General features: G+C 42.2%; 15 protein-coding genes. All 15 read left to right on the forward strand.

Annotation, left to right across the window (positions count from 1 at the left end; genetic code table 11):
* Positions 1 to 63: 63 nt before the first annotated feature.
* The 15 genes from CHJ_RS20910 to CHJ_RS20980 all read left to right on the forward strand — a co-directional run bounded on the left by CHJ_RS20910 (position 64) and on the right by CHJ_RS20980 (position 14,144).
* Positions 64 to 612: a DUF2975 domain-containing protein gene (locus CHJ_RS20910; protein ID WP_317918895.1), complete on the forward strand. Its 549-nt coding sequence runs from the start codon at positions 64 to 66 to the stop codon at positions 610 to 612.
* Positions 613 to 621: 9 nt separating this feature from the next.
* A complete protein-coding gene (locus CHJ_RS20915) occupies positions 622 to 855 on the forward strand; it encodes a helix-turn-helix domain-containing protein (protein WP_317918896.1) in 234 nt (77 codons plus the stop codon).
* 92 nt (positions 856 to 947) lie between these two features.
* Entirely contained in the window at positions 948 to 1,385 is a 438-nt protein-coding gene (soxR, locus tag CHJ_RS20920) for a redox-sensitive transcriptional activator SoxR (RefSeq protein ID WP_317918897.1), read from the forward strand.
* A gap of 546 nt (positions 1,386 to 1,931) precedes the next feature.
* Positions 1,932 to 2,720: a transcriptional repressor AgaR gene (agaR, locus tag CHJ_RS20925; protein WP_317918898.1), complete on the forward strand. Its 789-nt coding sequence runs from the start codon at positions 1,932 to 1,934 to the stop codon at positions 2,718 to 2,720.
* Entirely contained in the window at positions 2,717 to 4,024 is a 1,308-nt protein-coding gene (locus tag CHJ_RS20930; protein ID WP_317918899.1) for a D-tagatose-bisphosphate aldolase, class II, non-catalytic subunit, read from the forward strand. The genes agaR and CHJ_RS20930 overlap by 4 nt, the downstream gene beginning before the upstream one ends.
* Positions 4,021 to 5,181: an SIS domain-containing protein gene (locus tag CHJ_RS20935; RefSeq protein ID WP_317918900.1), complete on the forward strand. Its 1,161-nt coding sequence runs from the start codon at positions 4,021 to 4,023 to the stop codon at positions 5,179 to 5,181. Before CHJ_RS20930 ends, CHJ_RS20935 begins: the two co-directional genes overlap by 4 nt.
* Before the next feature lie 25 nt (positions 5,182 to 5,206).
* A complete protein-coding gene (gene agaV / locus CHJ_RS20940; protein WP_171753566.1) occupies positions 5,207 to 5,680 on the forward strand; it encodes a PTS N-acetylgalactosamine transporter subunit IIB in 474 nt (157 codons plus the stop codon).
* 17 nt (positions 5,681 to 5,697) lie between these two features.
* Positions 5,698 to 6,474 carry a PTS N-acetylgalactosamine transporter subunit IIC gene (agaW, locus tag CHJ_RS20945; RefSeq protein ID WP_171753567.1) on the forward strand — a complete coding sequence of 259 codons (777 nt, stop codon included), beginning with the start codon at positions 5,698 to 5,700 and terminating at the stop codon, positions 6,472 to 6,474.
* A complete protein-coding gene (gene agaE, locus CHJ_RS20950; protein WP_171753568.1) occupies positions 6,464 to 7,348 on the forward strand; it encodes a PTS N-acetylgalactosamine transporter subunit IID in 885 nt (294 codons plus the stop codon). Before agaW ends, agaE begins: the two co-directional genes overlap by 11 nt.
* A 48-nt stretch (positions 7,349 to 7,396) precedes the next feature.
* Entirely contained in the window at positions 7,397 to 7,831 is a 435-nt protein-coding gene (agaF, locus tag CHJ_RS20955) for a PTS galactosamine/N-acetylgalactosamine transporter subunit IIA (protein ID WP_171753569.1), read from the forward strand.
* Complete coding sequence (nagA, locus tag CHJ_RS20960; RefSeq protein ID WP_317918901.1) at positions 7,821 to 9,011, forward strand: N-acetylglucosamine-6-phosphate deacetylase; 1,191 nt, start codon at positions 7,821 to 7,823, stop codon at positions 9,009 to 9,011. The genes agaF and nagA overlap by 11 nt, the downstream gene beginning before the upstream one ends.
* Positions 9,002 to 9,856, forward strand: coding sequence for a tagatose bisphosphate family class II aldolase (locus CHJ_RS20965; RefSeq protein WP_171753571.1), 855 nt, complete (start codon positions 9,002 to 9,004; stop codon positions 9,854 to 9,856). The genes nagA and CHJ_RS20965 overlap by 10 nt, the downstream gene beginning before the upstream one ends.
* A 616-nt stretch (positions 9,857 to 10,472) precedes the next feature.
* Positions 10,473 to 12,593: an anaerobic ribonucleoside-triphosphate reductase gene (gene nrdD / locus CHJ_RS20970; protein ID WP_171753572.1), complete on the forward strand. Its 2,121-nt coding sequence runs from the start codon at positions 10,473 to 10,475 to the stop codon at positions 12,591 to 12,593.
* A gap of 5 nt (positions 12,594 to 12,598) precedes the next feature.
* Positions 12,599 to 13,069 (forward strand): anaerobic ribonucleoside-triphosphate reductase-activating protein, encoded by a 471-nt coding sequence (gene nrdG / locus CHJ_RS20975; RefSeq protein ID WP_317918902.1) that lies wholly within the window; start codon positions 12,599 to 12,601, stop codon positions 13,067 to 13,069.
* Between the two features lie 385 nt (positions 13,070 to 13,454).
* Complete coding sequence (locus CHJ_RS20980) at positions 13,455 to 14,144, forward strand: tetratricopeptide repeat protein (RefSeq protein ID WP_317918903.1); 690 nt, start codon at positions 13,455 to 13,457, stop codon at positions 14,142 to 14,144.
* Positions 14,145 to 14,311: the final 167 nt, after the last annotated feature.

Genomic DNA, 14,311 nt, shown 5'->3' on the forward strand with positions numbered 1-14,311 from the left:
TATGTTGTTATACGTGTGTTTTGATCTTAGAATCTCTTTGTCAATTCAATAAGGTGAAAGATTATGTCTAAGATTCAAAAGCAAAGTCGACGGGTACGTATACTGTTTCAAAGTCTTTTTGTGCTTACTCCTATTATGGTGTGCTATTTCTGGCTGTTCGTTCAAACACCATACGACTTTCTTAGTACATTAGGTATTATACAAATGAGCTATGAAATAGATTCGCTCACACAGCAACCTCTTTCTTTAACGACTCGACTCCTTGCGGTTACTGCAAGTTTGTCGCTGTGCAGTATTATTATGTATGCTTTGAATGTACTCATTGCTCTATTTCGAAATTATGAACGTAACGAGGTTTTCTCGGCTAGTAACGCCAACTATTATCAAAAGTTAGGTTATTGTTTGTTTTACTGGGTAGCGGCTTCAATAGCGTATGGGGCGGTAATGTCGGTTATTCTATCTTTTAATAATCCACCTGGTGAAAGGGTGTTATCAATTAGCTTTGTAGGGATGGACTTTTTGACACTTGTTTTCGGCTTCATAGTTTTGATCATTTCTTGGGTAATGAAAGAGGGTTACATTCTTGCCGATGAAAATAGTCATACGATTTAAGGGGTCACAATGACGATCTGTATTAACTTAGACATAATGATGGCGAAAAGAAAGATACGTTTAAAAACATTGGCACAAGAAGTTGGGATCACAGAAGCTAATTTATCAGTATTAAAGAATGGCAAAGCAAAAGCGGTTAGGTTATCTACTCTCGATAAATTATGTGAAGTACTAGAGTGCCAGCCCGGTGATATTCTCGAATTTAAAGCCAATGATGATGACAGCACGGTTATAGTTAAATGACGTAAAGGTACTGGCATGAACATCACATTGACGGTCGCCCTTTAGATAAAGCAAAGGAATGCTCTTTATTTATATGGATTAATGGTAATCAAATGATAAGAAGTGATTTTTTAACAATAGGAAAGTTATCTGAACGCAGCGGAGTAGCCGCTTCAGCATTGCGGTTTTATGAGTCTAAAGGCTTAATTGCCTCTATACGAACTAATGGGAATCAGCGACGTTACCTGCCGTCTATGTTACGTCGAATAGCATTAATTCAAGTCGCTCAATCTGTTGGGTTTACTCTGGAAGAGATCACAGAAGAGCTCAGTGAGTTACCCATGAATCGATCCGCCAGCAAAAGTGATTGGGATAGGGTGGCTAAAAAATGGCAAAAAGATTTAGACAGCAAAATATCTCGAATTGAGTCGTTAAAAAACAATCTAACGGGCTGTATTGGTTGTGGTTGCTTAAGTATGGATAAATGCCAACTATTGAACCCTGATGATCAACTTCATAAAGAAGGGCAAGGCGCTCAGCGACTCACTTAAGTTCCTTACTGTTAGTAACACTTACTTCGCAACATTTACTTCGACATTAACCACAGTGTTAGCGACAAACAATACAGAGCTTTGTTAGCCAACAAACTTGATACAGCAAACCACTCTATTTTTCATCAATCCCTAAGTTTCTTCTCCACAGACTTGCTGCGATATCGGCTAGCCGCTCTCTAACTCTTTGCTTCGCAATTACGCCAGCTCTTTTAACCGATAATAATCACCCATAAATACAAAAGTGTGACATTGATCATTTCGAAAGCTGAAATATATAGGCTTCTTTCGTACGGTATTGACCTTTCACTTATTAGTCGCGTTATTTCCTTTTTATTGGCCTCTCGCCGCTTATTTTTTACAAAAACAAGCTTAAAACCTTTCGTTGTTGATCAAATGAAAGGTTTTTACCTTTCATTTTGCACCCTGTTGCACTGTGATCCCCATTGCATCTTTTGCTCTTTGCCGATGTTTAAATAGATACCGTAAGAAAACGAAAGGCTAGTTTCTTACAGTGAAATAAAACAAAAGATATTTGGGGGCAATATGACCAGCACTGAGCGAAGACAAAAGATTGTCGAGTTGATTCGCAAAAACGGAGAAGGAAAAGTCGATGATTTTTCTGCGCGTTTTGCTGTTTCTACCGTCACTATTCGCCACGATTTAAATCTGCTGGAGCAACAAGGCTGCGTTTATCGCTGTTATGGCGGCGCTACTATCAATCCTAATTTCGCTTTTGATCAACCTCTTCATCGCAAAGGTCTACTCAATAAAAGCACCAAAGAGAAGATCGCAATTGTTGCCGCATCAATGATTCAAGATGGCGAGGCCATCATTTTAGACTCTGGATCAACCATTGGTTATATGACCGAGTATTTGGATCGAAAGAAAGATCTGGTGGTTATGACCAACGCGATTAATACCGCTTATCAACTTACCGCGTATGAAAATGTAGACCTGTTTGTTGTGGGCGGAAACCTGCGTCGCTCTTCATGTTCTCTTATTGGTAGCCATGGTGTTCAACAAGTTAAGGACTACCGTTTTGACAAGTTGTTTCTAGGTGTAGATGGGTTTGACTTAGATGCAGGGGTAACCACGCCAAACCAAAATGAAGCACAAGTTAACCGGGCGATGTGTGAAGTCTCTCGTCAGGTTATTGCGGTAACGGACTCTAGTAAATTTGGCCGCAAAAGTTTTTGCATGATTAAAGCTGCAAAAGAGATAGATGTATTAATTACCGATAGCGAGATCCCTGAACATTATCTGCAAACACTAACAGATATGGGTGTTGAGGTGATTCTCGCTGACCAAGTAACGCTTAAGGGAAACAAATGAAAACGTTATTAGATGTTGTTAGTCAACATAAAGAAGGCCGTTCTATAGGTATCTATTCGGTCTGCTCAGCGCATCCAGTCGTCTTGCAAGCTGCATTACAGCAAGCCAAGCAGGACAGTAGCTATGTGTTGATTGAAGCGACATCGAACCAAGTTAACCAGTTTGGCGGTTATACCGGCATGAAACCAGCTGATTTTGTGGCTTTTGTCTACCAGTTGGCTGAACAAGTAGGGGTAGCAAAAGAGTTGGTGTTACTGGGTGGCGATCACCTTGGGCCAAACTGTTGGCAGAACCTTACTGCCGAAGAGGCGATGGCAAACTCTGAACAACTTATCAAAGACTACATTGCTGCTGGATTTAGAAAAATCCACCTTGACTGCTCTATGTCGTGTAGCGATGACCCTGTTCCGTTAACGGATGAGATTGTGGCTCAGCGCGCCGCCAGACTTTGTGACATAGCCGAGTGCAGTTGGAAAACAGCTGGTGGTGAAGCTCCGGTCTACATTATTGGCACAGAAGTTCCGGTTCCAGGTGGGGCACAAGAATCGTTAGAGGACGAACTTGCAATTACAACACCAGAGGCGGCTAAACATACTATTGATGTTCACCGTGCTGCGTTTGAAGAGTTTGGCTTGCAACAGACGTGGCCTCGAGTCATCGGTTTAGTGGTACAGCCGGGTGTCGAGTTTGATCATCACAATGTTATTCATTATCAACCAGAAAAAGCAGTGGCGCTTTCTAAGTTGATTGACGCTTATCCAACAATGGTATTTGAAGCGCACTCTACGGACTATCAGCTCGACAGTTCATACCAAGCACTAGTGCGTGACCATTTCGCTATTTTAAAAGTGGGCCCTGCACTTACTTTTGCACTTCGTGAAGCGCTGTTTGCCCTAGACAAAATAGAGCAAGAGTGGATTGGCAGTGCCGATGCATCCCATTTACGAACCACGCTAGATCAAGTGATGCGTGAGACCCCTGACTATTGGCATTCTTACTACAAGCAAGTAGGGCATCAACAATATTTGGATTGTGCATACAGCTTAAGTGATCGCATTCGATATTACTGGCCGCAAGCGGATGTACAAAAAGCTTACAACAAGCTTGTTGCCAACTTAGCCGCTAACCCTGCACCAATTACGTTATTGAGTCAGTACATGCCTAATCAGGCAAAAGCAGTGGCAGCGGGAGAGATAGAAAACAACCCAGTTAATTTAATAATCAATAAGGTAATGGAAGTTACCAGCGTTTATGCACAGGCCTGCAATCAAGCAGAGAATGAGCATCAGGAGTACACGTTATGAGCAGTTATTTAGACCATGCCGAATCATGGTTGCTAGAAAAAAGAGCAATACACACGGCTAAGGAGATCGAGCAGCAACCTAGGTTGTGGCGCGAGTTAGCCGAGATAATAACGGAGAGTAGAGAGTCGATAGATGCATTTTTGCAGCCACTATTTGCTAAACAGAATCTTCGTATCATTTTAACGGGAGCGGGAACCTCTGCATTTGCAGGTGATGCCATTGCACCGTATTTACAAAAATTTAATCAGTTTAGCGTTGATGCTATTGCCAGTACTGACATTGTTTCAAATCCAGCGCAATATTTGGATGCATCGCGTCCTACTCTGGTTGTTTCCTTTGCTCGTTCTGGCAACAGCCCTGAAAGTGTTGCCGCGGTAAAACTGGCGGATCAGGTTATTGATGATTGTTATCACCTGTTCTTGACCTGTAATCCAGATGGTCAGTTATCTAATCACGCAGACAATAGTTCAAACTCGCTGTGCGTGTTGATGCCAGAAGGATCAAATGATCAAAGTTTTGCAATGACCTCTAGTTTCACCTGCATGACCATGTCTGCGATTGCACTGCTTTCTCCTCACACTAATGAGGAACTGCAACAAAAAGTAGCAACCATCGCCGAGCTATGTCAGTCGCGTATTTCACAGTGGACTTCGATTACCGCTGAGTTGGCAAAGAAGAACTATCAACGGTTAGTGGTTCTGGGCAGCGGTGGATTTGCAGGACTCGCCCGAGAAGCATCCCTTAAATCACTTGAGCTGAGCGCAGGTAAAGTGATGGCGTCTTTTGAATCCTCGCTAGGTTTCCGTCACGGTCCAAAATTCACCATTAATGAGCAAACATTAGTTATTCAACTTTTATCGTCGGATCCATACACACGACAGTACGACATGGATCTGTACAACGAAATCAGCAAAGACGGTCAAGTGCTTAGCTTAGTTGCCCTTACCGAACAAGCCTTTGACGGCGACGCCACCATAGAAATTGGTCGCACTGGCCTAGATGAGGTTTGGTTAAATTTCCCATTCATTATTTTTGCCCAGATGCTGGCGTTCGAAAAGTCCATACAGCTTGGACTTGGTCCGGATAATCCATGCCCAACAGGCGAAGTAAACCGTGTGGTTCAAGGGGTCATTATTCACCCTTACAAGCCACAGTAGAATCCAATTTATAAGGAATAGAACAATGCCAAATATTGTATTGAGTCGAATTGATGAACGCCTAGTGCACGGGCAAGTTGGCGTGCAGTGGGTAGGGTTTGCTGGTGCCAATATCGTTGTCGTCGTTAACGACGAAGTGGCGAATGATGAAATTCAACAAAACTTAATGGAAATGGTATTGGTTGAAGGTATCGCTATCCGTTTTTGGAGCGTACAAAAAACCATAGACACCATACATAAAGCGGCGGATCGTCAAAAGATCTTACTGGTTTGCCGTACACCTAAAGACTTCAGAATGTTGGTAGAAGGCGGAGTGCCTATTAGCAACATTAATGTCGGCAACATGCATTATGCAGACGGCAAAAACCAAATTGCCAAGACAGTATCTGTAGATGCTAACGACATTGAAGAATTCAACAAATTAAAAGCGCTTGGGGTGGCTTGTACTGTACAAGGCGTTCCCACAGAAAGTGCTACTGACATCTTTACTCTACTTTAATCTTAAGGAGCAAAATTATGGAGATAGGATTACTTCAGGCAGCGATGCTTGGCATCCTTGCTTTCTTTGCGGGGCTGGATTTATTTAATGGTCTAACCCACTTTCACCGTCCAGTTGTACTTGGACCTTTGGTCGGCCTGATACTGGGTGATCTTAATACCGGTATCTTGGTTGGTGGTACGTTAGAACTGATCTGGATGGGTCTAGCACCACTTGCCGGAGCTCAGCCACCAAACGTTATTATCGGCACGATCGTAGGGACGACATTTGCGATCACCACTAAAGTAGAGCCGAATGTGGCGGTAGGTGTAGCTGTACCGTTTGCGGTCGCTGTACAAATGGGTATCACCTTACTCTTCTCTGCCATGTCTGCTGTGATGTCACGTTGTGATGACTACGCCGCCAATGCTGACGGTGATGGTATTGAGCGAGTGAACTATTTTGCTTTGGCTGTTTTGGGAACCTTCTACTTTTTGTGTGCTTTTCTTCCAATCTATCTTGGAGCAGAACATGCAGGGGCGATTGTTGAGAAATTACCAAAAGACCTTATTGACGGCCTAGGGGTTGCGGGTGGAATCATGCCAGCAATTGGTTTCGCAGTATTGATGAAAATCATGATGAAGAATGTATATATCCCATATTTCATTCTTGGATTTGTAGCAGCAGCTTGGTTACAACTTCCTATTCTAGCAATTGCGGCAGCGGTTACCGCGATGGCAATTATCGATTTTATGCGCAAATCAGAACCTACTCCAGCAGCGGCACAAGCAGAGGACTTTAACGATGGAATCTAATGTAAGTAATGAAATAGAACTACGCCAAACCAACGCAAATGTTCAACCTGCTCCTGGCGTAAGTGATGACGAATATGAAAACAAGGAAGTCGGTACAGAACTGACTAAATCTGATATCAACAAAATGGCTTGGCGCTCGTTGCTACTGCAAGCATCGTTTAACTATGAACGTATGCAGGCTTCAGGTTGGTTGTACGGTATTTTGCCAGCACTGAAAAAGATTCACCCAAATCAGGCTGACCTTGCTAAATCAATGAAAGGTCATATGGGCTTCTTTAATACACACCCATTCTTGGTCACATTTGTTATGGGCATCGTGTTGGCAATGGAACGTTCTAAACAGAACATCAACAGTATCCAAAGTACTAAAATCGCCGTTGGTGCGCCAATGGGTGGTATCGGTGATGCGATGTTCTGGCTAACTTTGCTGCCTATTTGTGGCGGTATTGGCGCAGACCTTGCCTTGCAAGGCTCCATTATGGGCGCAGTGTTCTTTATGGTTCTGTTTAACGTTGTTCACTTTGGTTTACGTTTTGGTCTTGCACACTACGCATACAAAATGGGTGTAGCAGCAATACCAATGATCAAAGCCAACACCAAGAAAGTGGGTCATGCCGCTTCTATGGTCGGTATGACAGTCATCGGTGCCTTGGTTGCAACCTATGTAAGGCTGGCAACCACCGCAGAAATCACGGCTGGTGACGCTGTGGTGAAATTGCAAGCAGACGTCATTGACAAGCTTATGCCAGCATTTTTACCACTGATATACACCTTAGCGATGTACGCCTTAGTGAAACGTGGCTGGAGTCCTCTACGTCTCATCACTATCACTATGGTTCTAGGTGTTGCAGGCCGCTTTATGGGCATTCTTTAATCGAGACTATCGGGGCTGGTTTATATCAGCCCCAACTAAGGAAATAAAATGATCGCAGTAATTCTTTCAGGCCACGGTGGGTTTGCCTCAGGTTTGGCCAAAGCCATTGCACAGATTGTGGGTGAACAACCGCAGTTTCGTGCTATCGATTTTCCGGTAGAGATGACAACACCTCAGCTAGAACAAGCGATGAAAGAGGCCATGTCAGAAATTGATTCCGCTGAAGGTATTGTTTTTCTAACCGACTTACTAGGTGGAACACCGTTTAGAACAGCTTCTCTATTGAGCCAACAGCGAGACGATATTGAGGTAATTACTGGTACTAATTTGCAAATGGTAGCAGAGATGCTGCTGGAACGTGACGAGCTAAATCTGGTTGAATTTAGAGATCAGGCGTTAGAAGCGGGTCATCGTGGAATGACGTCACTTGCAGAGCAGATGAGTAACAAACAACAACAGGAAATTGAGGCTGATGGCATCTGATATTCGTTATTATCGAGCCGCCAGAATCTTACAAGAGAGAGAGTGGCGAGATAACGCCATTATTGGCATTGATTCACTAGGCGCTATTGCCTCAATAGATGATGCCAAAGGATTTGCTAACTATTATACAGACTTAGGTGATTGCTCATTGATGCCGGGTTTGATCGACTCCCATGTACACGGAGCGATGGGATGCGATGTCATGGACGCGACTCATAGCAGTTTTGTTACAATGTCGCAGTTTTTTGCTCAACAGGGTGTTACCGGCTTTGTGGCAACAACCGTGACGGCCCCTGTAGAAAAGATCAAACGAGCATTAATACAGATAGGCAAAAGTAAAGCTAAGGGTTTATCGGGGGCAGAACTGCTCGGTGGATTTTTAGAAGGACCGTATTTTACTGCAACACATAAAGGTGCTCATCCGGAACAACTATTTAGAGAGTTGGACAATGACGAACTCGATAAGTGGATAGGGTACTCAGATAGCAGTTTGATCGCGATTGCATTGGCACCAGAAAAAAACAATGCACTAAAAGCGATTAAGCACTTAAAGCGCCAAGGTATCAAGGTGATGCTTGCCCATACAGATGCAAGTTATCAACAAGTGACGGGCGCTCTGGATAACGGTGCGGATGGAATAGTTCATTGCTACAACGGCATGAGAGGGCTTCACCACAGAGATCCGGGCGTAGTTGGAGCAGGGTTATGTCACGATAACTGTTATGTGGAGATGATTGCTGACGGTCATCATGTTCACCCTGTGGCTATTGATGTTGCTCATCGTTGTTGCGGAGATAGGCTGACGTTAATTACTGACGCAATGCAGGCTGCGGGCATGCCTGACGGCCAGTACCAGTTGGGTGAGTACAACGTTACGATGTCACAAGGTGTGGTGAGAACGGACTCTGGTAGCCTTGCGGGCAGCAGCTTATTACTTATCGATAGCGTTAAAAACATAGCCGAATGGCTAAAAATACCTTTTGAAGAGGCGTGGTTATTGGCTTCATTAACCCCGGCTCGTTCTCTCAATCTGCACCATCAGTATGGCACCTTGTCGGTTGGCAAAATGGCCTCAATGGTCGCGGTTTCAGATTCTTATCAAATTTTACACACTTGGGTTAATGGTCAAAACGTATTTTCCAATAACTCGCACATTGCTTCGGAGGCAATATGTATCTGATTTCTTCTCGTGAAATGCTAAAACGAGCGCAAGCTGGCGGTTATGCTGTTCCTGCTTTTAATATTCATAACCTTGAAACTGTGCAAGTCATTGTTGAAACGGCATCGGAAATGGGATCTCCGGTGATATTAGCGGGTACGCCGGGAACCTATAGTTATGCTGGCACCGATTACTTAGTGAGCATCTGTAAAGAAGCCGCACACAAACACTCAATGCCATTGGTTTTACACCTTGATCATCACGAAGAGTTTGCTGACATAAAGAGCAAAGTAGACCAAGGCATTCGCTCAGTAATGATTGACGGTTCTCACTTTGCGTTTGATGAAAATATCAAAACTGTGAGGGAAGTAGTGCAATACTGTAACCGTTTTGACGCTAGCGTAGAGGCTGAGTTAGGACGCCTCGGTGGTCAGGAAGACGATCTGATCGTGGATAGCGCTGATGCGCTGATGACAGACCCTTCATCCGCTGCTGAATTTATTCGCTCTACGGGTATCGACTCGTTAGCTGTGGCGATTGGTACCGCTCATGGCATGTATAAAGCAGAACCAAAGCTGGACTTTGATCGCTTAGCTCAAATCCGAAACGTTGTTGATATTCCACTTGTGCTTCATGGCGCATCAGGGGTGCCAGACCAAGCGGTAAGACGCTGCATAGAGCTAGGCATCTGTAAAGTTAATGTGGCTACCGAGCTGAAAATAGCCTTCTCTAACGCCGTTAAACAGCACTTTGCCGAACATCCAGACGCCAACGATCCACGTAAGTACATCGTACCGGGTAAAGAAGCGATGAAGAAAGTGGTTATGGATAAAATCCGCGTGTGCGGCAGTGAAGGAAAAATATAAATAACATTTATTCACCTTCCCCCTATATAGTGGTGAATAAGAGAGGAAAGGAGACTTTCCTCTCGCTTCGTTTTATACCTCTTCTCTTTTTACTCATCTCTATCTTATTCCCTTACAAACATAACGAGCGTTACGGTTTTGATTGCATGGTTTTTGGCTACTTTTCTGTCTCAAAATTTAGACTATCCACAGGCTGATTTTGGCACTAGTGGTCGAGTTTGATCATGCTTGTGTATAAAACGGTCAACTATAGGTTTTTATGAATCAATAATCCCCAAGCATAAATTGTGAGATAAAACACCTACTTTTTACTGCGATATTTATCATTAAAAAAGCTGAGTTAGCGTGAGCGCTTTTGCCAACAGGCTATCAAAAATTTCAACCCCAATTCCTCTATTTTTTATGTTTAATTTTCTTTATTTTGCTAATGGGATCTTAAGCACTAAGATCGATTTGATCTTACCCTTGCCTCTACTTTTATTGATCCAAATCAATACTTTTAAGTAGTGCTTCTCGTTAAATACGTCCACAATATATAGTGTTAGTCAGTTCGGTTTGTACCCTATATGGTGTATTTGTGGGTAATCTGTGGATATATCTAGGGTAAGGAGAAGTAGTGAAAGTAGTCGTAATTAAACGAGATGGTTCTCGGGCCCCATTTACAAGGGATCGCATAGTTGCAGCAGTGGAGAGCGCCTCGACTCACATAGATAATGAAGTGACCATTTATGCTAATAAAGTCGCTGAAGCCGTTGAGTTAAAACTTCTAGATCGCAATGAAGTTGATATTCAAGAAATCCAGACATTAGTTGAGAACGAAATGATGCAAGGCCCATATAAGGGTATGGCTCGTTCTTACATTGAATACCGACACGATCGTGACATTTCTCGTGAGAAGAAAAGTGCGTTAAGTAAAGAAATTCAAGGTCTGATTGAGCAAAGCAACGCAGATTTACTCAACGAGAACGCCAATAAAGATGGCAAAGTGATTCCTACTCAACGTGACTTGCTTGCGGGTATTGTGGCTAAACATTATGCAAAAACACACATTTTGCCACGAGATATCGTACAAGCGCACGACAATGGTGACATTCACTACCATGATCTAGACTACGCACCATTCTTCCCAATGTTTAACTGCATGCTGATTGATCTACGCGGCATGCTCACGCACGGTTTTAAAATGGGTAACGCTGAGATAGACACTCCAAAATCTATCTCTACTGCCACAGCGGTTACCGCACAGATTATTGCTCAAGTTGCTTCGCATATTTATGGCGGAACGACCATCAATGCCATTGATGAGATACTAGAGCCGTACGTAATTGCAAGCTATGAAAAACACTTAAAAATCGCGCAGGAGTGGGATATTCCTAATCCGAAAGAGTTTGCTACCTCGCGCACGGAAAAAGAGTGTTATGACGCATTCCAATCGCTTGAGTACGAAGTTAACACACTACATACTGCCAACGGGCAAACCCCGTTTGTTACATTTGGTTTTGGTCTGGGCACTAGCTGGGCGTCGAAACTGATTCAAGCTTCTATCCTCAAAAATAGAATTGCAGGCTTGGGTAAAAAAGGCAAAACAGCCGTATTCCCGAAACTTGTGTTTGCTATTAAAGATGGCTTAAACCACCAGCCAAGCGATCCGAACTACGATATTAAACGCTTAGCATTAGAGTGTGCATCGAAACGTATGTACCCAGACATTCTTAACTACGACAAAGTAGTTGAAGTTACGGGTTCGTTTAAAACGCCAATGGGCTGCCGTAGTTTCCTTAATCCTTATGAGGAAGAAGGTAAACTGGTACACGACGGTCGTAATAACCTTGGTGTGGTTAGCCTTAACTTGCCGCGCATTGCTATCAAAGCCAAAGGCGACGAGAAGGCATTTTATGCACTGCTGGATGAGAAACTAACGCTAGCAAGAAAAGCATTAGAAACTCGCATAAGCCGACTAGAAACGGTAAAAGCACGAGTGGCTCCTATTCTTTATATGGAAGGCGCATGTGGTGTTCGTCTAAATCCGGATGACTCTATTGCTGAGATCTTCAAGAATGGTCGTGCGTCTATCTCTCTTGGTTATATCGGTGTTCATGAAACGATTAACGCTCTATATGGTAATAGTGAGCACGTTTACGATAACCCTCAATTGTCTGAGAAAGCGTTAGATATTATTCGTCACCTTAAGCAAAAAGTGGATGAGTGGAAAGAAGAGACAGGCTATGCCTTTAGTCTTTACGGTACGCCAAGTGAGAACTTGTGCAGCCGCTTCTGTCGCGTTGATGCCAAAGAGTTTGGTGTTATCGAAGGTGTAACGGACAAAGGTTACTACACCAACAGTTTCCACTTGGATGTAGAAAAATCCGTTAACCCATACGACAAAATTGATTTTGAGATGCCATATCCACAGATCTCAACAGGCGGTTTTATCTGTTATGGAGAGTTCCCTAACATGCAGCGCAATATTGAAGCGTTAGAAAATGTCTGGGATTACAGCTATAGCCGAGTACCTTATTACGGCACCAATACACCAATTGATGAATGCTACGAATGCGGTTACGAAGGTGAGTTTGAATGCACAAGCCGTGGATTCACCTGTCCTAAATGTGGCAACCATGACGCAACAAAAGTATCGGTGACTCGTCGTGTATGTGGCTACTTAGGCAGCCCAGACGCAAGACCCTTTAACTTTGGTAAGCAAGAAGAAGTTAAACGTCGCGTTAAGCATATGTAACTGTAATGAACTATCAAAAATATCATCAAGTAGATGTTGTGAACGGAGAGGGTACTCGCTGTACTCTCTTTGTTTCAGGCTGCGAACATAACTGCCGTGGTTGCTACAACAAATCGACTCAAAATCCTAATTCTGGTCATCTGTTTACTCAAGAGCTTGAAGATCAGATCATCGTTGATTTGCAAGATACACGTATCAAACGTCGTGGACTGTCATTATCTGGTGGTGATCCGCTCTATCCGAGTAATCTTGACGCTATCTACAAATTGGTAACGCGAGTAAAGACAGAATGCCCAGATAAAGATATCTGGCTATGGACAGGCTATGTAATCGACGAACTGTCGGATAAGCAGAAGTCCATTGTAGAACTGGTTGATGTGTTAATTGATGGTAAGTTCGAGCAAGATAACTACGACCCTGCGCTCTTATGGCGAGGCAGTTCTAACCAGATAATTCATCGGTTTAGGTTGGATTAAGCTTTACTTTCTTGTAGAAGTTTCGCAGCTTCAAATTAATGATTGAAATTGAAACGCTGACTTTTTAAGTTGGCGTTTTTTTTTGTAAAAGAGCTAAATCATGAGTTTTCAGTATATCAACCACTAAACCATAGTGTATGGCTAACTGACTGATCTATCATAAGATTATGGTTAGATCTGGATCAATTTAATTTTCGATATGTATAATAAAATTCTCTATGTTGCATATGAGCTATAAATGTAATTTATGTATTCTTGGCGGATTTATATTTAAATTTTGGCGTGGTAGTAGTTAATTATATGAATTCTTCAATAAAATAAAATGCATTTAGGTTCAATTTTATACTTAAATATTACGTAACCATTTATAAAAGGAATAATAAAATTGAGATATTCAGCCATAATATTAAGTTTAGTTATTGTCGGTTGTTCTAGTACAGAATCGCAAAAAATAGAAGATACGACTCCTAGCGCTCTGCTATCTAAGGCTATTTTTTCTATTCAAAATAATAAATCACGAATAGCTATGGAGAAGTATCTTAATCCATTGATAAAGCATTGTAATAGTGAAGTTAAATCTGAAACTGAAAAAGTGTATAGTGCAAGAAGTAAAAAAGAGGAAGATTTCTATAAAAGCAAGACAGATACCAACGGAAGAACGATCAGGGTAATTGATGGGACTTGTGCTGATGCTCACTTTTTTGCGGGATATGTAAATGTCGAATTAAATAACGTTGATACTGCTGAATATTATCTGATAAATGGCCTAAATATATCGCCTCAAAACTCTAGAATATTAAGCGAATTGGGTAATATTTATCAAAATAAAAAATTATGGGATAAAACACTAACAACTTATAAAAAAGCTCAGGTTTCAGCTAAATTATACTCACCAACTAATAGAGCAGATATGGAGTATTCTCGTGCACTAAGAGGAATAGGATTTGTACTGATTGAGCAAGGAAAATTAGATGATGCATCAGCCAAATATCATGAGGCACTAGAGATAAACTCTAAAGATAAAATAGCATTGGCTGAGCTGCGTTATATAGAAAAATTAAAATTAAACAAATGATTTGATAGTAGGTAGTAAGTTCTAGGACAGGCACTTATGCAGGTACTTTAAGAAGTAGTTTTGTTAATGGTGTAAATGGTGTCTGTCCCTTTTAGTGTAGTGATTAACCTAGGTGTTAATTTATATGAACTAACTCATTTAATGATAATTAGTATTAACAAAATATA

Source organism: Vibrio sp. MACH09, assembly GCF_033238805.1.
Classification (GTDB): domain Bacteria; phylum Pseudomonadota; class Gammaproteobacteria; order Enterobacterales; family Vibrionaceae; genus Vibrio.